This window comes from Burkholderia sp. 22313, from assembly GCF_052045245.1.
Taxonomy (GTDB): domain Bacteria; phylum Pseudomonadota; class Gammaproteobacteria; order Burkholderiales; family Burkholderiaceae; genus Burkholderia.
This window is the reverse complement of sequence record NZ_JBQEON010000015.1, coordinates 111,161-133,508: the sequence shown is the minus strand read 5'-3', so window position 1 is coordinate 133,508 and position 22,348 is coordinate 111,161. Positions and strand designations below refer to the sequence as shown.

General features: G+C 69.4%; 23 protein-coding genes. 7 read left to right on the top strand and 16 right to left on the bottom strand.

What is annotated here, in order from left to right:
• Positions 1–56: 56 nt before the first annotated feature.
• The 10 genes from ACTJKF_RS14975 to flgB all read right to left on the bottom strand — a co-directional run bounded on the left by ACTJKF_RS14975 (position 57) and on the right by flgB (position 8,565).
• Positions 57–812, bottom strand: coding sequence for a flagellar brake protein (locus ACTJKF_RS14975; protein ID WP_440624290.1), 756 nt, complete (start codon positions 810–812; stop codon positions 57–59).
• 220 nt (positions 813–1,032) lie between these two features.
• Positions 1,033–2,016 (bottom strand): flagellar assembly peptidoglycan hydrolase FlgJ, encoded by a 984-nt coding sequence (gene flgJ / locus ACTJKF_RS14970; protein WP_440624289.1) that lies wholly within the window; start codon positions 2,014–2,016, stop codon positions 1,033–1,035.
• Entirely contained in the window at positions 2,017–3,198 is a 1,182-nt protein-coding gene (locus tag ACTJKF_RS14965) for a flagellar basal body P-ring protein FlgI (protein ID WP_440624288.1), read from the bottom strand.
• Between the two features lie 5 nt (positions 3,199–3,203).
• Positions 3,204–3,893, bottom strand: coding sequence for a flagellar basal body L-ring protein FlgH (flgH, locus tag ACTJKF_RS14960; RefSeq protein WP_440624287.1), 690 nt, complete (start codon positions 3,891–3,893; stop codon positions 3,204–3,206).
• 21 nt (positions 3,894–3,914) lie between these two features.
• A complete protein-coding gene (gene flgG / locus ACTJKF_RS14955) occupies positions 3,915–4,703 on the bottom strand; it encodes a flagellar basal-body rod protein FlgG (RefSeq protein WP_014895799.1) in 789 nt (262 codons plus the stop codon).
• A 35-nt stretch (positions 4,704–4,738) separates the two neighbouring features.
• Complete coding sequence (gene flgF / locus ACTJKF_RS14950; protein ID WP_440624286.1) at positions 4,739–5,497, bottom strand: flagellar basal-body rod protein FlgF; 759 nt, start codon at positions 5,495–5,497, stop codon at positions 4,739–4,741.
• Between the two features lie 20 nt (positions 5,498–5,517).
• Positions 5,518–6,759 carry a flagellar hook protein FlgE gene (flgE, locus tag ACTJKF_RS14945; RefSeq protein ID WP_440624285.1) on the bottom strand — a complete coding sequence of 414 codons (1,242 nt, stop codon included), beginning with the start codon at positions 6,757–6,759 and terminating at the stop codon, positions 5,518–5,520.
• Between the two features lie 28 nt (positions 6,760–6,787).
• Positions 6,788–7,534, bottom strand: a complete 747-nt coding sequence (locus tag ACTJKF_RS14940; protein WP_440624284.1) for a flagellar hook assembly protein FlgD — start codon at positions 7,532–7,534, stop codon at positions 6,788–6,790.
• 67 nt (positions 7,535–7,601) lie between these two features.
• Complete coding sequence (gene flgC / locus ACTJKF_RS14935) at positions 7,602–8,027, bottom strand: flagellar basal body rod protein FlgC (protein ID WP_440624283.1); 426 nt, start codon at positions 8,025–8,027, stop codon at positions 7,602–7,604.
• Positions 8,028–8,076: 49 nt separating this feature from the next.
• Positions 8,077–8,565, bottom strand: a complete 489-nt coding sequence (gene flgB / locus ACTJKF_RS14930; protein ID WP_440624282.1) for a flagellar basal body rod protein FlgB — start codon at positions 8,563–8,565, stop codon at positions 8,077–8,079.
• Positions 8,566–8,770: 205 nt separating this feature from the next.
• On the opposite strand from flgB, the gene flgA reads away from it, so the two are divergent.
• The 3 genes from flgA (at position 8,771) to ACTJKF_RS14915 (ending at position 10,947) form a co-directional block, all read left to right on the top strand.
• On the top strand, positions 8,771–9,970 hold the full coding sequence (gene flgA, locus ACTJKF_RS14925) for a flagellar basal body P-ring formation chaperone FlgA (RefSeq protein ID WP_440624281.1): 1,200 nt from the start codon (positions 8,771–8,773) through the stop codon (positions 9,968–9,970).
• Positions 9,971–10,088: 118 nt separating this feature from the next.
• Entirely contained in the window at positions 10,089–10,421 is a 333-nt protein-coding gene (gene flgM, locus ACTJKF_RS14920; protein ID WP_440624280.1) for a flagellar biosynthesis anti-sigma factor FlgM, read from the top strand.
• An 85-nt stretch (positions 10,422–10,506) separates the two neighbouring features.
• Entirely contained in the window at positions 10,507–10,947 is a 441-nt protein-coding gene (locus tag ACTJKF_RS14915) for a flagella synthesis protein FlgN (RefSeq protein ID WP_440624279.1), read from the top strand.
• 87 nt (positions 10,948–11,034) lie between these two features.
• On the opposite strand, the gene ACTJKF_RS14910 is transcribed toward ACTJKF_RS14915, so the two are convergent.
• Positions 11,035–12,885 (bottom strand): M24 family metallopeptidase, encoded by a 1,851-nt coding sequence (locus ACTJKF_RS14910; RefSeq protein ID WP_440624278.1) that lies wholly within the window; start codon positions 12,883–12,885, stop codon positions 11,035–11,037.
• Positions 12,886–13,284: 399 nt separating this feature from the next.
• On the opposite strand from ACTJKF_RS14910, the gene ACTJKF_RS14905 reads away from it, so the two are divergent.
• Positions 13,285–14,124: a helix-turn-helix domain-containing protein gene (locus ACTJKF_RS14905; protein ID WP_440624277.1), complete on the top strand. Its 840-nt coding sequence runs from the start codon at positions 13,285–13,287 to the stop codon at positions 14,122–14,124.
• A 108-nt stretch (positions 14,125–14,232) separates the two neighbouring features.
• On the opposite strand, the gene ACTJKF_RS14900 is transcribed toward ACTJKF_RS14905, so the two are convergent.
• The 4 genes from ACTJKF_RS14900 to ACTJKF_RS14885 all read right to left on the bottom strand — a co-directional run bounded on the left by ACTJKF_RS14900 (position 14,233) and on the right by ACTJKF_RS14885 (position 19,256).
• A complete protein-coding gene (locus ACTJKF_RS14900) occupies positions 14,233–15,474 on the bottom strand; it encodes a multifunctional CCA addition/repair protein (protein ID WP_440624276.1) in 1,242 nt (413 codons plus the stop codon).
• Positions 15,471–16,118: a glutathione S-transferase family protein gene (locus ACTJKF_RS14895; protein ID WP_440624275.1), complete on the bottom strand. Its 648-nt coding sequence runs from the start codon at positions 16,116–16,118 to the stop codon at positions 15,471–15,473. Before ACTJKF_RS14895 ends, ACTJKF_RS14900 begins: the two co-directional genes overlap by 4 nt.
• Before the next feature lie 55 nt (positions 16,119–16,173).
• Positions 16,174–17,136, bottom strand: coding sequence for a complex I NDUFA9 subunit family protein (locus tag ACTJKF_RS14890; protein ID WP_440624274.1), 963 nt, complete (start codon positions 17,134–17,136; stop codon positions 16,174–16,176).
• 167 nt (positions 17,137–17,303) lie between these two features.
• On the bottom strand, positions 17,304–19,256 hold the full coding sequence (locus ACTJKF_RS14885) for a transglycosylase SLT domain-containing protein (protein ID WP_440624273.1): 1,953 nt from the start codon (positions 19,254–19,256) through the stop codon (positions 17,304–17,306).
• 8 nt (positions 19,257–19,264) lie between these two features.
• Here ACTJKF_RS14885 and ACTJKF_RS14880 point away from each other — a divergent pair, with 8 nt between their 5' ends.
• Positions 19,265–19,873, top strand: a complete 609-nt coding sequence (locus ACTJKF_RS14880; RefSeq protein ID WP_440624272.1) for a 5-formyltetrahydrofolate cyclo-ligase — start codon at positions 19,265–19,267, stop codon at positions 19,871–19,873.
• A gap of 68 nt (positions 19,874–19,941) precedes the next feature.
• Here the strand turns inward: ACTJKF_RS14880 and ACTJKF_RS14875 are convergent, their stop codons facing one another.
• Entirely contained in the window at positions 19,942–20,454 is a 513-nt protein-coding gene (locus ACTJKF_RS14875; RefSeq protein WP_440624271.1) for a winged helix DNA-binding protein, read from the bottom strand.
• 148 nt (positions 20,455–20,602) lie between these two features.
• Here ACTJKF_RS14875 and pxpB point away from each other — a divergent pair, with 148 nt between their 5' ends.
• Together pxpB and ACTJKF_RS14865 are read left to right on the top strand one after the other, a co-directional pair.
• Positions 20,603–21,259: a 5-oxoprolinase subunit PxpB gene (pxpB, locus tag ACTJKF_RS14870; RefSeq protein ID WP_440624269.1), complete on the top strand. Its 657-nt coding sequence runs from the start codon at positions 20,603–20,605 to the stop codon at positions 21,257–21,259.
• Positions 21,256–22,329, top strand: a complete 1,074-nt coding sequence (locus ACTJKF_RS14865; protein WP_440624268.1) for a biotin-dependent carboxyltransferase family protein — start codon at positions 21,256–21,258, stop codon at positions 22,327–22,329. Before pxpB ends, ACTJKF_RS14865 begins: the two co-directional genes overlap by 4 nt.
• Positions 22,330–22,348 lie beyond the last annotated feature (19 nt).

Sequence of the window (22,348 nt, the reverse complement as noted above, 5' to 3'; positions counted from 1 at the left end):
AAAGCCGGCCCAGAATGGAGCCGCGAGGGAGCCGCGAGGGCGGTGTAGCGGGTGCGTCAGGCCCGCGCGAGCGAGCGGCGCTTCATCTCGAGCTGCGTGATCAGGCGCTGCAGCGTGTTCTCCGCGCTGCCAGGCAGCGACATGAAGCGAAAGCCGAGCTGGAAGCGCCGCGAGCCGTTCGGCATCTGCGTCGAACGCTGCGACACGAGGCACAGGTCGAGCGCCAGCTTGCCGTGGCCGGTCAGTTCGAGCTCGACGCCCGGCAGCAGCGTGCCGACCTCGAGCGCCTCGACGCGTTCGTCGGCCGTGCGCAGCCCGACGCCGCCGAGCGACAGGTTATGCACCTCGAACACGAAGCTGTCGCCGTCCGGCAGCTTGCCGCGGCACAGGAACGGATCGATGACCGGCGCGTCGACGCGGAAATACTCGCGGCGCTGGATGCACATCAGCACGTCGGGGAAATCGGCGACGAACGCGGGCAGCCCCTCGTAGCGCGTCTCGCGCGGCGTGCGGGTGGTGAATTCGACGCGCACGCCCTCCGGCGCCGCCGCGAACGTGCAGTGCGACGCGCCCAGGATGCCGGCGTTCTGCTCGGACAGCGCACCCCAGTCGAACGTGAACGTGCGCGCGCCGACGTCGACCTCGAGCAGGCGCGTGACGAGCTGGCCGCCCGGATACTGGACGGTCAGGAAGTCGCCGCGGTTCACGAGGTTGCGCAACTGCACGCCGATCTCCAGCGGATTGCGGCGGGCATAGTCGGGCCCGGAATGGCCCGCATCCAGGCTCGGATCGGACGACGTTTCGATAGTCATGGCTAGCCGGTTTCTTGTCATGGGCGCCCGGGGCAACCGGTGCGCAATAAAACCGGGCCAGAACAAGGGCCCGGTTGCGGTCTCACACACTTAGCGGCAGTGCTCACCGAAAGTTTAGATCGAATCGCCGATTTTTTTCGCGCAAACGTTGAAACCGCGCGCGGCGGGAGCCGGGCGCGGTCCGAAAGACGACAGCAGGCGACGACGACGGGCGGGCCCGTCAGCCGATCTGCTGCATGATCGAGATCAGCTTCTTCGCGTAATTCGGGTCGGTCGCGTAACCGGCCTTCTGCATTCCGTGCGCAAAGCCCTCGACGCTGCGGCTCGCGCTCAGCACGCCCGCGTAGCGCGGGTTGTTCTTGAGCAGGTTCGCGTAATCGGTCATCGCGTGCTCGTACGAATCATACGCGCGGAACTTCGCGACGACGCGGCGCGGCGTGCCGTTCACGTATTCGGTCGTCAGCGCCGACACCGTGCGGCCCGTCCAGCCCTTGTTCGCCTTGATGCCGAACACGTTGTAGCTCGTCGAGCCGTCGCTCGCGCGGATCTCGCGCTTGCCCCAGCCCGATTCCAGCGCGGCCTGGCCGACGATGAAGCGCGCCGGGATCCCGGTGGTCGCGCTCGCCGTCTGCGCCGCGCCGGCGAGCCGGTCGACGAACGCGTCGGCGTCCTGCACGCCGCTCGCGCCCTTGACCGGCGGCGTCAGCGCGCTGCCGGCGGTATAGCCGCGCGAGCCGGCGAGCCCGCCGTTGTTCGACGCGTTCGCGTAGGCCTTCGCCATCGCGTTCATCGCGGCGAGGCTGCCTTCGTTGCCGGCCGCGCCGAAGCCCGCCGCCCCGAGCCCGGCCGCGCCGGCGTCGGCCGCCGTGTCGTCGCCCGAGCCCTGCCCCGCGTTGCGCAGCAGTTGCTTCATCAACGCGTCGGCGACGCCGATCCCGCGCTTCGACATCTGCTGCGCGAGCTGCTGGTCGAGCATCGACGTGTACATCTTCGACGTGTGCGAATCGAGCAGCCCGCCGTCGGGCGTCGCGTCGCGCATGCTCTTGAGCATCATCTGCGTGAACATCGCGTCGAACTGGCCGGCCACCGCCTTGGCGCCGGCCTGCGGCGACTGCTTCGCCTGCGCGCGCAGCGCGTCGAAACCCTGCACGTCGAGCGCAAAGCGCTGCGTGAGGTCGTTCGCGTTCGGGAGGTTGGTTGCCATTTAGATGATCTCCAGGTCCGCGCGCAGCGCGCCGGCGGCCTTCATCGCCTGCAGGATCGACATCAGGTCCGCCGGCGTCGCGCCGAGCGTGTTCAGCGCCTTCACGACGTCGGCGAGGTTCGCGCCGGCCGTCACCATCCTGAGCGCCCCGTTGTCCTGCTTCAGCTGGATTTGCGACTGCTGCGCGACCACCGTCTGCCCGTTCGAGAACGGCCCCGGCTGCGACACCACCGGTTGCGTGTTGACGACCACCGACAGATTGCCGTGCGCGACCGCGCAGCTTTGCAGCGTGACCATCTGGTTCATCACGATCGAGCCGGTGCGCGCGTTCAGGATCACCTTCGCGGCGGCCTTGTCCGGGCTCACGTCGAGGTTCTGCAGGCGCGCCATGAACGCGACCTGCTGCGCGGAATCCGCCGGCGCGGCGAGCTGGATCGTGCGGCCGTCGAGCGCCGTCGCGGTGCCCGGGCCGAAGCTCGCGTTGACCGCCGACACGATCCGCTGCGCGGTGCCGTAGTCCATGTCGTTCAGCTGCAGCTGCAGCACGCCGTTCATCTGCGCGATCGCGTTCGGCACCGAGCGCTCGACGATCGCGCCGCCGGCGATCCGGCCGGCCGCGAGCTGGTTCACCTGCACGCGGCTGCCGTTCGCGCTCGCCCCCGCGCCGCCGACCGCCATGTTGCCCTGCGCGAGCGCATACACCTGTCCGTCCGCGCCCTTCAGCGGCGTGAGCAGCAGCGTGCCGCCGCGCAGGCTCTTCGCGTTGCCGAGCGACGACACGGTCACGTCGAGCGCCTCGCCCGGCCGCGCGAACGGCGGCAGCGTGCTGGTCACCATCACGGCCGCGACGTTCTTCAGCTGCATGTTGTTCAGCGACGACGGGCCGCCGTTGGCCGAACCGTTGTTGATCGAGATGCCGAGGTTCGCGAGCATGTTCGCGAGCGTCTGCGTCGTAAACGGCGTCTGCATCGTCTGGTCGCCCGTGCCGTCGAGCCCGACGACGAGGCCATAGCCGATCAGCGGGTTGTCGCGCACGCCCTGGATCTGCGCGAGGTCCTTCAGGCGCTCCGCATGCGCGGGCACCGCGCCGAGCGCGCACGCCGCCAGCGCGAACGCGGCGGCAAGCGCGCCGAACGCACGGGTCGCACGGGACGAAAGGCGGTGAACAAGAGGCTGCGGCATCGTCATCACCACGGTGCGATGTTGAGGAAGAAGCGCTGCAGCCAGCCCATCGTCTCGGCTTCGTTGATGTAGCCCTTCGCCGAGTATTCGATCCGCGCGTCGGCCACCTGTGTCGAGTAGACCGAGTTCGCGCCCGAGATCGTGTTCGGGTTGACGACGCCGGAGAACCGCACGAATTCGTTGCCCTGGTTGATCAGCATCTGCTTCTCGCCGCTGACGACGAGGTTGCCGTTCGGCAGCACGTTGGTGACGGTCACCGTGATCGTGCCGTTGAACGTGTTCGCCGCGCTGGCGCCGCCCGTCGCCGCGAACTTGTTGTTGCCGGCCGCCGACAGGTTCGCCTTCGCGAACAGCCCGCCGAGGAACGCGGCCGTCGGCACGCTGAAGTCGGTGTTGCCCTGCCGGTTGGTGTTCGCGCCGGACGACTTGGTCGCGTTGATGTTTTCCGCGATCACGATCGTCAGGATGTCGCCGACGTTGCGCGGCCGCTGATCCTCGAACAGCGGCCGGCCCGCGTAGCCCGGGTTGTAGATCGAGCCGGGCGCCTGCATCGACATCGGCATCGGCGGCTGCGCCGTCATCGGCTGCTGGATGATCGGGTCGCGCGGAATTTGCGCGCAACCGGCGAGCGCGGCCACCGCGACCGCGCACGCGGCGCGGACGGGGGCTGACGGGAGGAGGCGAACCTGCTTCATGGCGACGACGGGACGTTCCGGTTAGCTCTTCATCTGCGTGACGGTCTGCAGCATCTGGTCGGACGTCGTCACGGCCTTGCTGTTGATCTCGTACGCGCGCTGCGTCTGAATCATGTTGACGAGCTCCTGCACGACGTTCACGTTCGACGCCTCGACATAACCCTGGTTGAGCACGCCCGCGCCGTTCAGGCCCGGCTGCGACACGTTCGGCGCGCCCGACGACGTGGTCTCGGCGAACAGGTTCTCGCCCTTCGCCTCGAGGCCGGCCGGGTTGATGAAGGTCGCGATCTGCAGCGAGCCGATCTGCACCGCGTTGCTGGAACCCGGCTGCGTGACCGACACGACGCCGTCCTTGCCGATCGTCAGCGACTGCGCGTTCTGCGGCACCGTGATCGCCGGCAGGATCTGGTAGCCGCTCGACGTGACGAGCTGGCCCTGCGCGTTGGTCTGGAACGAGCCGTCGCGCGTGTACGCGTTCGTGCCGTCCGGCATCAGCACCTGGAAGAAGCCCGCGCCGTTGATCGCGACGTCCTTCGAGTTGCCGGTCTGCGTGAGGCCGCCCTGCGTGTACAGGCGCTCGGTCGCGACCTGCTGCACGCCGGTGCCGAGCTGCAGGCCCGACGGCAGCTCGGTCTGCTGCGTCGAGTTCGCGCCCGGCTGGCGGATGGTCTGGTACAGCAGATCCTCGAACACCGCGCGCGACGCCTTGAAGCCGTTCGTGCTGGTGTTCGCGAGGTTGTTCGAGATCACGTCCATCTGCGCCTGCTGCGCATTCATGCCGGTGGCGGCAATGTAGAGCGATCGGTTCATGTTGAATCTTCTCCTGGTAGCGAGGGCCGTGCCGCTCAGCTGAAGTTGAGCAGCTGGTTCGCGGACTGCTCGTTCTGGTCGGCCGTCTGGATCAGCTTCGACTGCAGCTGGAACGCCCGTGCGTTGTCGATCATCGCGACCATCGCGGTCACCGGATTCACGTTGCTGCCTTCGAGCGAATTCGGCGTGACGACCACGTTCGGGTCGGCATCGGCCGGATTGCCGTCGGCGGTGCGGAACAGCCCGTCGTTGCCGCGCGTGAGCGTGGCCGGGTCGGGGTTCACGAGCTTCATCTGGTCGACGATCGCGACCGCCGTCGGCGGGTCGCCCGGCATCAGCGCGGACACCGTGCCGTCCTTGCCGATCGTCACTTCCGCGTTCGGCGGCACCGAGATCGGGCCGCCGTTGCCGATCACCGGCAGGTTGCTCGCGTTGACGAGCTGGCCGTTTTCGTCGACGTGCAGGTTGCCCGCGCGCGTGTACGCCTCGCTGCCGTCGGCGGTCTGCACCGACAGCCAGCCGGCGCCCTGCACGGCGACGTCGAGCGGGTTGCCGGTGCGCGTGATCGGGCCCGGCGCGTAGTCCGCGCCGGGCGTCGACGCGAGCACGTAGGTGCGCGTCGTCGTCGGGTCGATGTTGCTGCCGTCGCCGAAATTCATCGGCACCGCGCGATAGGTCGCGAGCTGCGCGCGAAAACCCGTCGTCGATGCGTTCGCGAGGTTGTTCGCGACGATCGCCTGCTGGTCGAGCGACTGCGACGCGCCCGTCATCGCCGTGTAGATCAGTCGGTCCATGGCTGCCGGTTATCCGCGCATTACAGGTTGATGAGCGTCTGGTCGACGGTCTGCTGCGTCTTGATCGTCTGCGCGTTCGCCTGGTAGTTGCGCTGCGCGGTGATCAGGTTGACGAGCTGCGACGTCAGGTCGACGTTCGAGTTCTCGAGCGCGCTGCCCTGCAGCGAACCGTGGTTCGTGCTGCCCGGCGCGGAGATCTGCGGCACGCCCGATGCGGACGATTCGGCGTACTGGTTGCCGCCGAGGTTGACGAGCCCGTTCGGGTTGTTGAAGTTCGCGAGCACGATCTGGCCGAGCACCGCGGTCTGGCCGTTCGAGTAGTTGCCGGTCAGCTTGCCGTCGGCGCCGATCGAGAAGGTCGTCAGCGTGCCGCTCGCATAGCCGTCCTGCGCGAGGTTGTTCACGCCGTCCTTGCCGCCGTACTGCGTGGTGCCGGTCAGGTCGAGCGTGAGCGTCTGCGGCGTGGCCGAGCCGTCGGTGTTCGGCACGGTGAACTGGAACTGGCCGAGCGATGCGGTCGGCGCGGCCGGCGTGCCCGTCGTCGTGCTCTGGATCGCGCCCGACGAGTCGAACGTGACCGTGCCGAGGTCGGTCGTGGCGCCGCCCTGCGGGCCCGCGTAGGCTTCCCACGTGCCGGCCGCCGACTTCACGAAATACATGTTGACCGCCTGCGAGCCGCCGAGCGAGTCGTACACCTGGATCGACGTCGAGTAGTTGTACGTCGTGGTGTCGGTCGCGTTGAACGGGGTCTTGGTCGGCGTCGTGTCCTGCGAGTTCAGGTTGAACTGGGCCGAGATCTTGGTCGTCGCGGTCGGCGCGATGTTGGTCGTCGGCGCCTGCAGCGGCACGGTCTGCGCGGTGCTGATCACGCCGTTCTTGTCGGCGGCGTAGCCCATCAGGTTCGCGCCCGCCGAGTTGACGATGTAGCCGTTCTTGTCGCGCTGGAACGTGCCGTCGCGCGAGTACGTCGTCACGCCGTTGTTCGACATCTGGAAGAAGCCGTTGCCGTTGATCGCGACGTCGAGCGACGCGTTCGTCGTGTTGATCGTGCCCTGGCCGAACTGCTGCTGCACCGATGCGAGCGTCGTACCGATCCCGATCTGCGTGTTGACCGACGTCGCGACCGAGTTCGCGTACATGTCGGAGAACTGCGCGGTGCTCGACTTGAAGCCGACCGTGTTCGCGTTCGCGATGTTGTTGCCGATCACGTCGAGCGCGTTCGAGGCGCCGGCGAGGCCGCTCAGACCCTGTTGATAACCCATTTCGGTCTCCGTTTTCGAGAAAGCTGGATCAGTTGGTGGTGGTCGTGCCGCCGGACGACGACGACGCGGTGTTCGGGAAAATCGACGCGACCTGGGTCAGCCCCACCGTCGAGCCGTTCGACAGCACGAGCCCCGCCGTGCCGTCCGCCTGCTTGACCACGCTCTGCACTTGCGCGGCGGCGAGCGTCGTCACGGTCTGCGGCGTGCCGTTGCTGTCGGTGTACGACGCGCTGACCGTGTATTTGCCGTCCGGCAGCGCATTGCCGGCCGCATCGGTCGGCGTCCAGTTGAACGGCACCGTGCCGGCCGACTGCGCGCCCGCCTTGATCGTGTTGACGACGGCGCCCGCGCTGTTCTTCACGGTGATCGTCAGGTTCGACACGTCGCTCGCGAGCGACACGCCGAACGGCGACGCCGCGCCGCTCTTCACCGCGACGCTGTTGCCCGGCGCGAGCACGTTCGTGCCGATCAGCAGCGCGGCCTGCGTCTGCTGGCCGGCCGCGAGCTGCGTCGACAGCGACGTGAGCGACGTGTTCAGCTGCGCGATGCCGCTCACCGTGTTGATCTGCGCGAGCTGCGACGTCATCTGTGAGCTGTCGACGGGGCTCGTCGGATCCTGGTTCTGCAGCTGCGTGACGAGCAGCTTCAGGAACGTCGCCTGCAGGTCGCCGGCCGACGTGCCGGTCGTCGACACGTTGTTGGTGTTCATCGTGTCGGTCGGCAGGGTCGACACGTTGGTGCCGTTGCTGCCGATCGTCGTGCTGGAGGAAGTCATCCTGGGGGGCCTTGTGTCGGAACGGTCGGTCCGGGTCTCGGTATGGAAGGGGCAGTCGGCGCGCGGCTTACGTGCCGATCGTCAGCGTCTTGAGCATCAGCGTCTTCGCGGTGTTCAGCGTCTCGACGTTGGCCTGGTACGAGCGCGACGCCGAGATCATGTTCACCATCTCCTGCACCGGATCGACGTTCGGCATCTGCACGTAGCCGTTCGCGTCGGCGGCCGGGTTCGCCGGGTCGTAGGTCGACTTCATCGGCGACGGGTCGTCGACCACCTTCGACACGCGCACGCCGCCCACGCCCTGGCCGGACGCGGTGCGCGCGCCGCCCAGCGGGTCGGTCGCGAACACGACCTGCTTGGCCTTGTACGGCTTGCCGTCGGGGCCGGTCGCGCTGTCGGCGTTCGCGAGGTTCGACGCGGTGACGTTCAGGCGCTGCGATTGCGCGGACAGCGCCGAACCGGCGACGCCGAAGATGTTCATCAACGAGGGCATGGAGGCTCCTGGTTCGAGGGCGAAAGCGGCGGGTGCGAAAGCGGCGCGCTTACGAGTTCGTCGAGATCGCGGCGATCATCGCCTTGATCTGCTGGGTCATCACGGTCATCCCGGTCTCGTAGTGCAGCGCGTTGTTCGCGAACTGCACGCGCTCGACGTCGAGATCGACCGTGTTGCCGTCGAGCGACGGCTGCAGCGGCATCCGGTATTGCGCGCGACCGTAGTCGTCGGCCGGGCCGCCCGTCGGAATCAGCTTCGCGGTGCCGGCCATGTGGCCGGGCGCCGTCGAGACCATCGTCATCCCGCTGGTCACGCCGGCCGGCTGCGCCATCGGCAGCTGCGCGGCATTGCTCGGCGCGAGACCGCCGCTGGTCTGCTTCAGCGAACGCGCGAGGGTCGACGCGAAATCGACGTCGCGGGCCTGGTAGCCGGGCGTGTCGGCGTTCGCGATGTTCGACGACAGCAGTTCCTGCCGATAGGCGCGCACGTCGAGCGCCTGTCGGCCGAACGCGAATTCGGCATCGAGTTTGTCCAGCATGTGTGCGTCTCTCCGTATGAAGCGCTGCACGCCCCTTGCGCCGGATGGCAACCCAAGAGGCTTTTTTCCATGACAGCGATGGTAGGCGCCGGGCGCAACCGGCAATCGGGCGAATAACGCGGCAAAGGCCCCCTCTATTCATCGTTTGCGCGACGGCCGCGCTCCCTAGAATGCGAATCGGATCAACGGCTTCGAGGACACGGCAATGACAGGCAGCGCACTTCGCGGGAACCCCGGACGCGGCATGCGGGTGCGCCGTGCGTTCGCGCTCGCCGCGGCGCTGTGGCTCGCGGCGCCGGTCGCGCACGCGGACGACGGGATGATCGTGATTCCCGGACGCGGCGAGTCGGCCGAAGCCGCGCTCGCGCATGCGAATGCGGCGCGCGGCGGGCAGTTCGGCGGGAACGCGGGAGCGGCTGTCGGGACGGGCATGGCGATGGCGGGCGGCGCCGCGGGTACGGCCGGCGTGGCCGCTACCGGCTACGCGCCGCAGCCGGCCGGCGCGATGGCCGTGACGAGCGTTCCGCCGCCGGCCACCGTGCCGGCACCGGCGCCACGCCCCGTCTATGCAGCCGCGGGCGCGAACGCCGCGTATGGCGCGCAGCGCGCAGTCGACCCGGGCAGCGTCGCGACCGTCGTCGCCGGTACGGCCGAACCCGCGTCGAATGCCGCTCGGCCGGCGGTCGCCGCGCGCATGGCGGCGGCGCGCGCCGGTTCGACCGCGCCGGCGCCGCGCACGCCGGCGGCTTCCGCCCACCCGGCCCAGGCGGCCACGCCGCCCGGCCAGCAGGACCCCGAGTCGATCCGGCGCACGGCCCTCGCGTTCCTGCAGCAGCAGGTCGCGGGCCTGCCGGGCAAGACCACCGCGACCGTCGCGGCCGCGTTTCCGCGCGGGCTCGCCGCCTGCACGACGCTCGAGCCGTTCCTGCCGACCGGCGCGCGCCTGTGGGGCCGCACGACGGTCGGCGTGCGCTGCGCGGGCGAACGGCCGTGGACGGTCTATCTGCAGGCGAAGGTTGCCGTGCAGGCCACCTATTACGTCGCCGCGCGGCAGATCACGCCCGGCGAGCCGCTCACCGCGGCCGACCTCGTCGCGCGCGACGGCGACCTGACGGTGCTGCCGCTCGCGGTGATCACCGATCCCGCGCAGGCGGTCGGCGCGACCGCGCTCGCGCGCATCGCGGCCGGGCTGCCGCTGCGCCAGGACATGCTGAAGAGCGCCGCGTCGGTGTCGGCCGGCCAGTCGGTGCGGGTCGTCGCGGCCGGGCCCGGCTTCACGATCTCGGCCGAGGGCAGCGCGCTCGCGAACGCGGCACCGGGCCAGTCGGTGCGGGTCAGGATGGCCGCGGGGCAGATCGTCACGGCGATCGTGAAGGACGCCGGAACCGTGGAAATTCCGCTGTAGGGCCGGATCCCGCCGCAAGATTGCAAAGAATTGTTTATTCGGAGAATTTCGGGCTCACGGTGCTAAAGTTCGGGCCGACCCGGCCGTTATCTGGGTCATACCGTACAGGAAACCCATCGTGAAGATCGATTCCACTCCGAACCCGAGCCCACTCGCGCCGACCGGCAACGGCGCGGCCCGCGCGCAATCCGGCGCGGCTTCGTCGTCGTCCGCACCGGCGGCCGACGCTGGATCGACCGGCGGCGACACGACCGTGAACCTGTCGGGCCTGTCCGGCCAGCTGCGTTCGGCGTCGGCCTCCGGCAGCGCCGACATCGACACGGCCCTCGTCCAGTCGATCAAGGACGCGCTGAACAACGGCACGTTGACGATCGACGTGAACAAGATCGCCGACGGCGTATTGAATACCGCCCGCGACCTGCTGCAACAGCAGCGCTCGCAGGGCAACTGAGCCGGCCCGAGGCCCGTCACGCCCGGACCGGTCCCCTGGTTTGCCGGCATGCGGGAACGCGTGCCGGCACGACGAGCATGACGCGATGAGAGAAGAGCTGCTGGCCACGGTCAACGACGAACACGCGACGGTCGAAGCGTTCGCGTCCCTGCTCGCCTACGAGGAAAAGGCACTGACGACGGCACAGCCGCTCGACATGCTGCCCGGCATCGTCGAGAAGAAGAGCGTGCTGATCGACCGGCTCGCGCAGCTCGAGCGCACGCGCGACACGCAGCTGTCCGCGCTCGGCTTTCCGGCCGGCAAGAAAGGCATGGACCAGGCCGCCGAGCGCGATGCACGCCTCGCCGGCCGCTGGCAGTTGCTGCTGCAGGCCGCCGAACGCGCGCGCCAGGCCAACGCGACCAACGGGATGCTGATCCGGATCCGGATGGACTACAACGACCGCGCGCTTGCGGTGCTGCGCTCGACGCCCGCGCCGGCCGGCGTCTACGGGCCCGACGGGCGCGTCTCCGCGCTGACGCGCTGACGGTTTGACGTACCGGTCACGCCGGCGCGCCGATGCGCCGGCCGTGCATCGCGCGGCCCGCCCGCGGCCGCGCGCCCCCGCCCCGTCTTACAGCAGCGGACACGCCGTGACCTGCGTCCCGCGTTCCACGCACAGCCGCTCGTAGTCGCGCAGATACGCGCGCTCGTCGTCGGTCAGCAGGTCGACGTCGATCAGGTCCCAGTCGTAGCCGACCGTGACGAGGTTCTCGAACGCCACCGTGTCCGCTGCGTGATCGTCCGCGCGCACGATCACGATGTTCTCGATCCGCACGCCGCCCTTGCCCGGCAAGTAAATGCCCGGCTCGACCGAAATCACCGCGTTCGGCACCAGTCCGTGCTGCGCGCCCGGCGCGAACCGCACGCCGCCCTCGTGCACGTGGATCCCGACGCCGTGCCCGGTGCCGTGGCCGAAATCGTAGCCATGGTCGCGGCACACCTGCCGGACCGCCGCATCGACGTCGCCGCCCGTCGCCGTCTTCGGGAAACGCGTGACGAGCCCCTTGATGCACGCCTTCAGCGCGACCGTGTAGATCTCGCGCTGCCACGGCTGCGCGACCGTCTCCGGCTGCGTGCGGCGCAGCACGACGCGCGTGCAGTCCGTCGCGAAACCGGCGTCGTAGTACGCGCCGCTGTCGAGCAGCACGAGTTCGCCTTCCGTCAGCGCGACGTCGGCGCTCGCCGCCGTGTAGTGCGCGAACGCGCTGTTCGCGCCGTTCGCGGCGATCGACGGGAACGTCAGCGCGACCGCCGAGCGCGCGCCGTACGCATCGTTGATCGCGCGCGCCAGGTCGTATTCGGTATGGCGCTGCCCCGGCTCCCCGGCCTTCGCCCAGCGCATCGTCTCGGCGATCGCCGCCGAACTGCGCGCGAACGCGTCGCGGAACCGGTCGAGCACCGCCGGCGTCTTGCCGGCCCGCAACGCCTCGACCGGGTTGAAATCCGCGTGGCGCGCGTGCGGCCACACGCGGCGCACCGACTCGACGAGCGCGCAGTTGACCGATTCGAAGCCGTAGCACACGTGATCGACCGCGAATTGCGCGAGGAAGCGCTCCAGTTCGGCGAAATCGCGCCGGATCACGTGCAGCGCCGGATACGACGCCAGCTCGACCGGGCACCCGTCGCAACCTTCCGGCAAGAACAGCGCGACCTGCTCGCCGATCGCGAACAGGAAGCCCAGGTGCGACGACGCATTCGGAATGTGATAGCCGCGGCTGTTCAGCAGGTACGCGAGATCGTCCGACGCGCACGTGAAGAACGCGGTCCGGCCGGGCGCCGCGCCGGTGTGCGCGGCGAGCCGGCGATTCAGCGCGTCGAGGTTCTGCGCGACGCTCGCGCCGGTCATCGCGTCCGGCAGCTCGAAGATCGGCCGCTCGACCACCCAGCCCGGCAGCGCGATCGCGCGGTCGATCTCGCGCTCGACGAGGCTCGTCCAGTCGAGCGACGCGGCTTGCGTCCGCTCGATGAGCCGATCGCGCTGCCCGACGCTGATCCGCAGCGCGTCGTAGCCGACCCGCGCGAGCCGGCTCGCGTGCGCGACCAGCCAGTCGGCCAGCGCTTGCCAGATCGTCACGTGCATCCCGAGCTTCTCGATCCGCACCTGCGCCGGGTCGCACTGCTGTTCGGCCTGCAGGTGATAGCGGCCGTCGACGAACAGCACGAACGGCGGCAGGCCGAGCGCCTGCGCGGTCGCCGCGCTCAGGAAGATCCCGCAGCCGGCCGAGCCGTCGAAGCCCGACACCGCGTAGCGCGGGTTGTTGCGGCGCGACAGGTATTCGGTGATGTATTCGTCCTGCGACGTGACGACCACGGCGTCGAGCCGCAGCGCGTCGAGCACGCGCGACAGGCCGGCCTGCGTGTCGGCGACGGGCGCGTCATACGAGGGAAGGCCGGAGAAACTGTATTTCAGTCGATCGATCATCGCGATACCTGTTATGGATTGTCGTCGGCGGCCGGCGGCATCGCGTGGCATCGCGTGGCATCGCGAGCCTGCAGCAGCACGCCGCCCGTGCGTGGACGACGCGAGGCCCGGCCGGCAGCCGGGCCGCGGTGCCGATCCAGCGGCCGGCCCTCGGTATAATTTTTGTCTCACTTAACTTTGTTTGATGCGCGCGACAGAATCTAGAGCACGCGCAAATTGAGGTCAAGCTAAAATTTTCGTAGGGCTAAAATTGCCGATGCGGCGCGGGAAGGCGGCGCGGTACAATGCGCCGGCATCGTCCGCCCGACGGCCGGGCCGGTGCGATTCGCGGCCCGCAACGTTCCGGCGACTGCCCCGCCCCTCCGCTCGCCTTCCGGTTCGTTGCCACCAAAGAGATTCATGGATTCAGACATCATGCGTATCGGCCAGCGCATCCGCCGCCTGCGCCGGGAAGCGAAGAAAACGCTGCTGGAAGTCGCGACCGAAGCGAACCTGTCGGTCGGCTTCCTGTCCCAGGTCGAACGCCGTCTCACGGGCATCTCGCTGTCATCGCTCGTCAACGTCGCGAAGGCGCTCGACGTGCCGCTCGGCGCGCTGATCGACCAGCCGCGCCAGGCGCAGCCCGACTCGCACGCGGGCCGCCGCGAGCCGTACGCGGTCGATGCCGCGTCGCAGTGGTACGAGCGGCTGTCCACCACCTTCGACGGCAGCCAGATCAACGCGCTCAAGGTCCGGATGATGGAGGGCTATCGTTCGGAATGGGTCGCGCACGGCGGCGACGAGTTCGTGTACGTGCTGGCCGGCCGCCTCTGCTACACGATCGGGAAGAAGGATTACCCGCTGTCGCCCGGCGATTCGCTGCACTTCGATGCGAGAAAGCGCCATCGCGTCGCGAATGTCGGCGACGGGCCCGCCGAGCTGATCGCGGTCGGCACGCTGCCGCTGTTCGGCGACGACTGCGCCGAGCCGGGATCCGCGGCGCTGAAGCTCAGGCTGCTCGCGCGCGATGCCGGCGCGATGCCGGGCGAGCCGCACGTGAGCCGCCGCGAAGCGGCGCCGACACGCGAACGCGCCGTGACGGTGAACGTGGATGCCGATACGGATACGGACGCGCAACAGCGCGCCGACACGCCGGCCCGCGCGGCGGCCAAGCCCGCTGCCGGGAAGTCGGTCGCCCCGACCGGCAAGCGTCCGGCTGCAGCCACGCCGGCCCGCGCCACCGCCCGCACGAAAAAGTGATGGCTGGCGGCCGGGTGGCGCACCGCGCGGCCCGGCCGAGCCGCACGATGCGCGGCATCGGGCCGCGACACCGGATTCCGGTACCGAATCGCGGCCGCCTCCGCCCGACTATTCCCCGATCGCCAGCGCCTGCTTGACGGCCTCGACCCGTGCGCGATGCACGGCGTCCTTGATCTGCATCGCCTCGTTGCCGACGCCGCGCGCGATCGCGCCGGCGTCGACGCTGCGCGCCGCGACCAGCGCCACGCGCAGCCGCTCGGCCTGCGGATACGGCTGCGTGTCGAGCCCGAGCCGGCCGCGCGCGTCCGACTCGCACGCCTGCAGCAGCTCGGCGAAGCGTGCCGGCTTGCGCAGCGCGTCGCTGCGCTCGAAGAACCGCACCAGCGCGGCCGCGCCCATGTCCATCACGCGATGCAGGTTGCCGTGCTCGCGCGCGACCACCAGCGCGAGATCGCGGCATTCGTTCGGCACGCGCAGCCGCTCGCACAACGGCTTGATGAGGTCGACGCTGCGGCCTTCGTGGCCGACGTGGCGCGGCAGCACGTCGGCGGGCGTCGTCGCCTTGCCGAGATCGTGCGTGAGCGCCGCGAAGCGCACCGGCAGCGAATAGCCCTGCTTCGCCGCATAGTCGACCACCATCATCACGTGCACGCCCGTATCGACTTCCGGGTGATAGTCGGCGCGCTGCGGCACGCCCCACAGCGCATCGACCTCGGGCAGGATGCGCGCGAGCGCGCCGCACGCGCGCAGCACCGCGAACATCCGCGACGGCTTCGCCTCCATCAGCCCGCGCGCGATCTCCTGCCACACACGCTCGGGCACCAGCGCGTCCGCTTCGCCCGCGTCGACCATGCGCCGCATCAGCGCGAGCGTGTCGTCCGCGACCGTGAAATCCGCGAAGCGCGCGGCAAAGCGCGCGATCCGCAGGATCCGCACCGGGTCCTCGACGAACGCGTCGCCCACGTGCCGGAACACGCGCGCGCGCAGGTCGGCCTGCCCGTCGAACGGATCGATCACCGGCCCGATCAGCGCGCCTGCCGGGCTCACCTCACGCGCCATCGCGTTGATCGTCAGGTCGCGCCGCGCGAGATCCTCGTCGAGCGTCACGTCCGGCGCGTAATAGAACTGGAAGCCGTGATAGCCGGCCGCCGTCTTGCGCTCGGTGCGCGCGAGCGCGTATTCCTCCTGCGTGTCCGGATGCAGGAACACGGGGAAATCCTTGCCGACCGGCCGGAAGCCCTGTGCGGCCATCTGCTCGGGCGTCGCGCCCACCACCACGTAGTCGCGGTCCTGCACCGGCACGCCGAGCAATTCGTCGCGGATCGCTCCGCCTACGGCATAGATGTTCATGGTGCGGGTTCGTACTCGGCGATCACGTTGGTTTCGCGGCGCGCGGCGTCGATCCAGCGCTGCACGGCCGGCAGCGCCGTCACGCGTGCGGCATACCCGGCCGCATCCGGCGACAGCGGCGGCGCGTACGTGTTGAAGCGCATCACGACAGGCGCGTACATCGCATCGGCGATGCCGAATTCACCGAACAGGAACGGCCCGCCCGAGGCCTCGATACAGGCACTCCACAGCGCGTCGATGCGCGCGACGTCGGCGAGCGCATCGGGCGTCGCGCCGCGCCCCGGCATCGACGCGCGCACGTTCATGCCCATCTGCGTGCGCAGCGCGGCGAAGCCCGAGTGCATCTCGGCCGAGATGCAGCGCGCATGCGCGCGATCGAGCGGATCGGCCGGCCACATCGGGAACTGCGGATAGCGCTCGGCGAGCGTCTCGGCGATCGCAAGCGAATCCCAGATCGCCATGCCGTGATCGTCGATCAGGCACGGCACCTTGCCGGTCGGCGAATATTCGCGGATACGCGCGGACGTGTCGTCGCGGCGCAGCTCGACCGCGATCTCGTCGAACGGGATGCCGAAATGCGCGAGCAGCAGCCACGGCCGCATCGACCACGACGAGTAATTCTTGTCTCCAATGACGAGTTTCATGGCGAGGCTCCGAAAAGCGCGAAAGTGAATGACGGAAGGCGACGGCCCGCGATGCCTAGCGGCGCGAGCGGAACCAGTCGAAGCGGGAGCGCCGCGCGGCATGGCCGAGATACGCGGGCGCGATGCTCTCGAGACTCGCGGGCGACAGCCCGAGTTCCGGCGCGAGCGGCCCGGACAGCACGTTCGGCACCGACATCGACGCGAGATTGTCGCGCGTGATGACCGGCTCGCCGGGCAGGCTTTCGAACACACGCGCCTGCAGCCGCGCGAGCGCGTCCGGCAAGCGCACGATGCGTGCCTGCCGGCCGACCAGCGTGCCGCAATAGCGCACCAGCTGCTCGAGCGTGTAGACGGTCGGGCCGCCGAGCTCGTAGGTCCGGCCGTGCGCGGCCACGAGATCGAGCGTGTTGACGAACGCGCGTACGACGTCGCCGACGAACACCGGCTGGAACTGCGCGTCGGGCATCGCGAGCGGCAGAATGGGCAGCGTGCGCTGCAGGTTCGCGAAGGTGTTGAGGAACGCATCGCCGGGGCCGAACACGACCGACGGACGGAAGATCGTCAGCGCGAGCGAATCGGTCGCCGCGACCGCATGCAGCGCGGCCTCGCCGTCGCCCTTCGAGCGCTGGTACATGCTCGCGCCGTGCGAATCGGCGCCGAGCGCGCTCATGTGCAGCACGCGCCGCACGCCGACTTCGACACACGCGGCGGCCAGCGCGGCCGGCAGCGCGACGTGCGCACGCTCGAACCCGGGCCCGTACGGCGTGCCGTGGCCGCCATGCAGCACGCCGACGAGATTGACGGCCGCGTGCGCGCCGGCGACGAACCGGGCCAGCGTGCGCGTATCGAGCGCGTCCAGTTCGACGATCTCGACCGGCAGCATCTGCAGGTGGCGCGCATGGTCGCGGCGCCGCGTGCCGATCCGCACCTGCTTGCCGGCGTCGATCAGCGCATTGACGAGCCGGCTGCCGATGAAGCCGGTGCCGCCCAATAGCGCGACGGTCTGGCGATCATCCATGTTCGACTCCTCCAAGGGGCGGTTCACGCGAATAACGGGCTTGCGAACGAGCCTTGCCCCGTTTGGAAAAAATCATTCGCGGGGCTGGCCGCCAGAAGGGCCCGTTATTCGCGTGAACCGCCCCTAAAACACTGCCGCGTCTCGCGCGGCAGTGTGAAGATTGCGGATCAGGGCGAGATCATGCCTAGGCGTTTCTTCAACGACTGCGGTTTGCCCTCGAAGAGCGCCGCGTAGTAGACGGTATTCGACAGCACGTTCTTCACGTAGTCGCGCGTCTCGTTGAACGGAATCGTCTCCGCGAAGATCGCGCCTTCGACCGGCTGCGTCAACACCTGGCGCCACTGGCGCGGCCGGCCCGGGCCCGCGTTGTAACCGGCGGTCGCCAGCACCGGCGAGCTGTCGAAGTTGTTGTAGATGTCTGCCAGATACCAGGTGCCGAGCTGGATGTTGGTATCGATGTCATGCATCTGCGCGCGCGTGATCGTGCCCATCCCGAGCTTCTTCGCGACCATCTGCGCGGTGGCCGGCATCAACTGCATCAACCCGCCCGCGCCCACCGACGAACGCGCGCTGATGATGAAGCGCGATTCCTGGCGGATCAGCCCATACGCCCATTCGACGTCGAGGCCCGTCGACTGCGCATAGCGCTCGACGATATCGCGATACGGCGACGGATAACGCAGCGTGAAATCGTGCTCGGCCTTCGTGCGATCGGCCGTATTGACCGTGCGGTCGAGCAGGTCGATGCGCTTGCCGTACGCGGCGGCCGCGAGCAGCTGGCGATCGGTCATCCCGCGCAGCGGCCAGTTCCATTCGCGGTTGCCTTCGAGGCGCAGGTTCAGCCCGTAGAAGCGCTGCGCGAGCGCGAAGCCCGGGATCTTGCTCATCGCATCGACCTCGGCATCGCTCACCTTCGTGCGCGGCGGGATCGTCGTGCGCTGGCCGAGCTCTTCGCCGGCGAGCTGCCCGTAGAAGTTGTACTGCCCCGCGACCTGCTCGAATTCCTGGTTCGCCTGCAGCGTGTCGCCGCTCTGCTTGAGTGCGCGCGCATGCCAGTAGATCCACGCCGGATCGTCGCGCAGCGACGGCGGCATCTGCTCGATCGACCAGCGCACCATCGGCCAGTTGCCGGCGAGCAGCGCGGCGCGCGTGCGCCATTCGTAGCCCGGATTCGACAGCGGCGCGTTCGCGGATTTCGCATACCAGACCGACGCGAGCGGCGAGCGCTTGATCGCACCCTGGTAGCCGATCGCGCCCCACGCGATCGCCTGTTCCGGCTTCGTCAGCGAACCGGCGACCGAGGTCAGCATCCCGGCCGCCGCATCCGGATCGTTGCGCGCCATGCGGCCGAGCGCGATCAGCGCGAGCTGGTGCGAGGCCGCGTCGGGACCGACGCCGCGCGCGAGATACAGCGGCGGCGCGCTGGTCGCCTGGTCGAAGCCTGCCGGGCGCGGGCCGAGCGCGTCGACGATCTTGCCGCCGAGCGTCGTGTAGTTCTGCTCGTACGCGAGGCGCGCCTGCTGCCACACGTCGTCGCTCGTGAACTGCTGGTTGACGGTGAGCGCCGTAATCAGGTCGACACACGCGTCGCCGTAGTATTTCGGCTCGACGAGCAGCGCACGCGCCGCATCGGCGACGTTCTCGCCGCGCGCCGCGCGCGATTCGAGCGCGTAGCACTTGACCTGCGTGTCGTCGTCGAGCACGAAGCGCTTGTACTGGTCGTCGAAGTTGCGCCAGTCGTGGCGCGCGCCGAGCACCAGCAGGTAGTCGTTGCGCAGGCGGTCGGCGATCGCCTGGCCGTCGTAGCGCTGCAGGAACGACTGCACGGGTGCGTCGGGCGCATCGATGCGCGCGCGGCCCGTCGAATCGAACAGCTGCGGCTTGATCTGGAAATACTCGACGTAGGACGGGACCGGATAGTTCGGGATCATCGACGCGAGCTGCGCGGCCTTCGCGGCGTCGTTGCGGCGCGCGGCTTCGCGAAGCTGCACGAAGATCTGGTCGTCCCCGGCGAGCGTGTCGTCGTTCGGCGCGGCGCACGCGGCCGTGCCCGCGACGAGCGCGGCGGCCGAAAGCGTGAGCGCGACCGCGCGATATACTCGGAAAAGGCTGTTCGACATCGTTTTGAATGGAGCACGAAGTGAGCGAAAGCATAGCATGCAACCCTGTGCCGAACCCGAAGGTTGCGCTGCGCAAAACGCTGTCCGGCGCGCGTCGCGACGCCGCGTCGCAGCCCGCCGCGAACGCCGCGCTCGACGCGCGGCTGCGCCTGTTGCTCGAACGCCTCGCGCCGCGCACGGTCGGCTTCTACTGGCCGCTGCCGGGCGAGTTCGACGCGCGCGACGCCGTGCTCGCGTGGGCCGCGGCCGGCACCGGCCGCCGCGCTGCGCTGCCGGTGATCGGCGCGCGCCACACGCCGCTCGCGTTCCATGCGTGGGATGCGGATACGCCGATGCGCGAAGGGCATCACCGGATTCCGGAGCCGGCATCGGGCATCGTCGTCGTGCCCGACCTGTTGCTGATTCCGTGCGTGGGATTCGATCTGCAGCGCTACCGGCTCGGCTATGGCGGCGGCTATTACGACCGCACGCTCGCGGTGTGGCCGGGCGCCACGCTGCCGGTGACGGTCGGCATCGCCTATGAAGCGTGCCGCGTGGACGCGCTGCCGGCCGAGGCGCACGATCTCGCGATGCGCTGGATCGTGACCGACGGCGCGCTGTACCCGGCCGCCGGATGACGCGGCGCGCGACGCCGCGTGAGCGGCATGCCGCGCGCCACCGCGTTCACCGCCCGGTTCGCAATCGTTTACAGCGACGCCGCCGCGCGCGCGGCCGTGTCGTAGAGGCCCGATGCGTGGCGCAGCAATTGCGCCGCGTCGCCGATCTGCGCGTTGGTGAGGCCGCTGTCCTTCAGCGTCTCGATCAGGCAATGCTCGCGCACCTCCCGATACTTCAGGCACAGGTCGCGGCCCGCGTCGGTCGCGAAGAAGAACACTTCCTTGCCGCTCTTCTCGCTCTTCACATAGCCGCGCGCGATCAGTTTTTTGAGCGCATAGGTCGCGACGTGCGTATCCTCGATATTGAGCACGAAGCAGATGTCGGCGAGCTTTTTCTTGCGTTCGCGATGGCTCACGTGATGCAGCAGCGACACCTCGACCGCCGTCATGTCCTTCGCCCCGGCGGCCGACATGCAGCGCACCATCCATCGGTTGAATGCGTTGCCGGCCATGATGAGCCCGTATTCGAGTTCCGACAGCTCCGCGCTCGAATCGGAAACGAGGTGTTCGGATGACACGATCTTGGTCGCAGGACGCTTCATGGAAAGGCGGCGCAAGCCGGATGACGGGGTGTGCCGAGTGTACGCCAGAAGCCCGGACATACGGGCTAGGCGAAAACGCTTATTGGGAAGTTGTCGATATTTTATTGACAATGTGCGCTAACATTGCCGTCCGAACCGTGCCAGTCCGATGACGCCACCCCGCATTTATCCGCTCGGCGATGCCGCCCTCGTGTGCGAGGTGCCGCCGCCCGCCACGCTCGATTGCCAGCGCCGCGTCTGGGCCGTCGCCGAGGCCGCGCGCGCGTGGCCCGACGTGATCGACGTCGTGCCGGGCATGAACAACCTGACGCTCGTGTTCGACGCGCTCGCCGCGACCGCCGAGTCGCTCACGCCGGCGTTGCGCGACGCATGGGAAACCGCCGACGTCGAGCACGCGGACGGCCGGGAGGTTGAAATCCCCGTCGAATACGGCGGCGCGGCCGGCCCCGACCTGGCGGCCGTCGCCGCCCATACCGGGCTGTCCGCCGACGAAGTCGTCGCGCGTCACGCGGCCGGCGCATACGTCGTGTTCTTCATCGGCTTCCAGCCGGGCTTCGCCTATCTCGGCGGCCTCGATGCGTCGCTGCACGCGCCGCGCCGCGCGGCGCCGCGGCTGGAAGTGCCGGCCGGCTCGGTCGGCATCGGCGGCGCGCAAACCGGCATCTATCCGGCCAGCTCGCCTGGCGGCTGGCAACTGATCGGCCGCACGTCACACGTGCTGTTCGACCCGACGCGCGCGCAGCCGACGCTGCTGCTGCCCGGCGACCGCGTGCGCTTCACCATTGCGGGAGTCGACGCGACATGAGCCAGAGCACCGCAGCCGGCACGATCGAGGTCGTCCGCGCCGGCCCGCTGTCGACCGTGCAGGATCTCGGCCGCCGCGGCACGCGCCATCTCGGCGTCGCGCAGGGCGGCGCGCTCGACAGCCTCGCGCTCGAAGTCGGCAACCGGCTCGTCGGCAATCGCCCCGACGCGGCGGCCGTCGAGATCACGATCGGCCCGGCCGCGTTCCGCTTCACGCGCGCGACGCGCATCGCGATCACCGGCACCGAATTCGGCGCGACGCTCGACGGCCAGCCCGTGTATTCGTGGTGGAGCCTGCCGGTCGACGCCGGGCAGACACTCGTGCTGCCGGCCGCGAAGCGCGGGATGCGCGGCTACCTGTGCGTCGCGGGCGGCATCGACGTGCTGCCGATGCTCGGCTCGCGCAGCACCGATCTCGCGTCGCGCTTCGGCGGCCTCGGCGGCCGCGCGCTGCGCGACGGCGATCGGCTCCCGGTCGGCGTGCCGCCGGCCGGCGCCGGCTGCCTCGCGGCCGACGCGCCCGAATTCGGCGTGAAGGCGCCCACGTGGTGTGCGTTCGCGCGCGTCGACGAGCCGCCGCGCCGCCACCGGCCCGCGCATGCGCATGCGCCGTGGGCGATGCCCGTGCGCGTGTTGCCGGGCCCCGACTACGCGTCGTTCGCGACCGATTCGCAGCAGGCGTTCTGGGACGAGGAATGGCTCGTCACCGCGAACAGCAACCGGATGGGCTATCGTCTCGCCGGCGCCGAACTGGTGCGCGAGCGGCCGGCCGAACTGCTGTCGCACGCGGTGCTGCCCGGCACGATCCAGGTGCCGCCGAACGGCCAGCCGATCGTGCTGATGCACGACGCGCAGACCACCGGCGGCTATCCGAAGATCGGCACGGTGATCCGCGCGGATCTCTGGAAACTCGCACAGGCGCGGCTCAACCTGCCGATCCGCTTCGTGCGCACGACACCCGACGCCGCGCGCGCCGGCCTGACGGCGGAACGTGCGTATCTGCGGCAGATCGACGTCGCGATCGAGATGCGCGAGGAAGCGCGCCGCCGCGCGCAGTCGCGCGCGGCGTGACAATGGCGGAAGCAACACG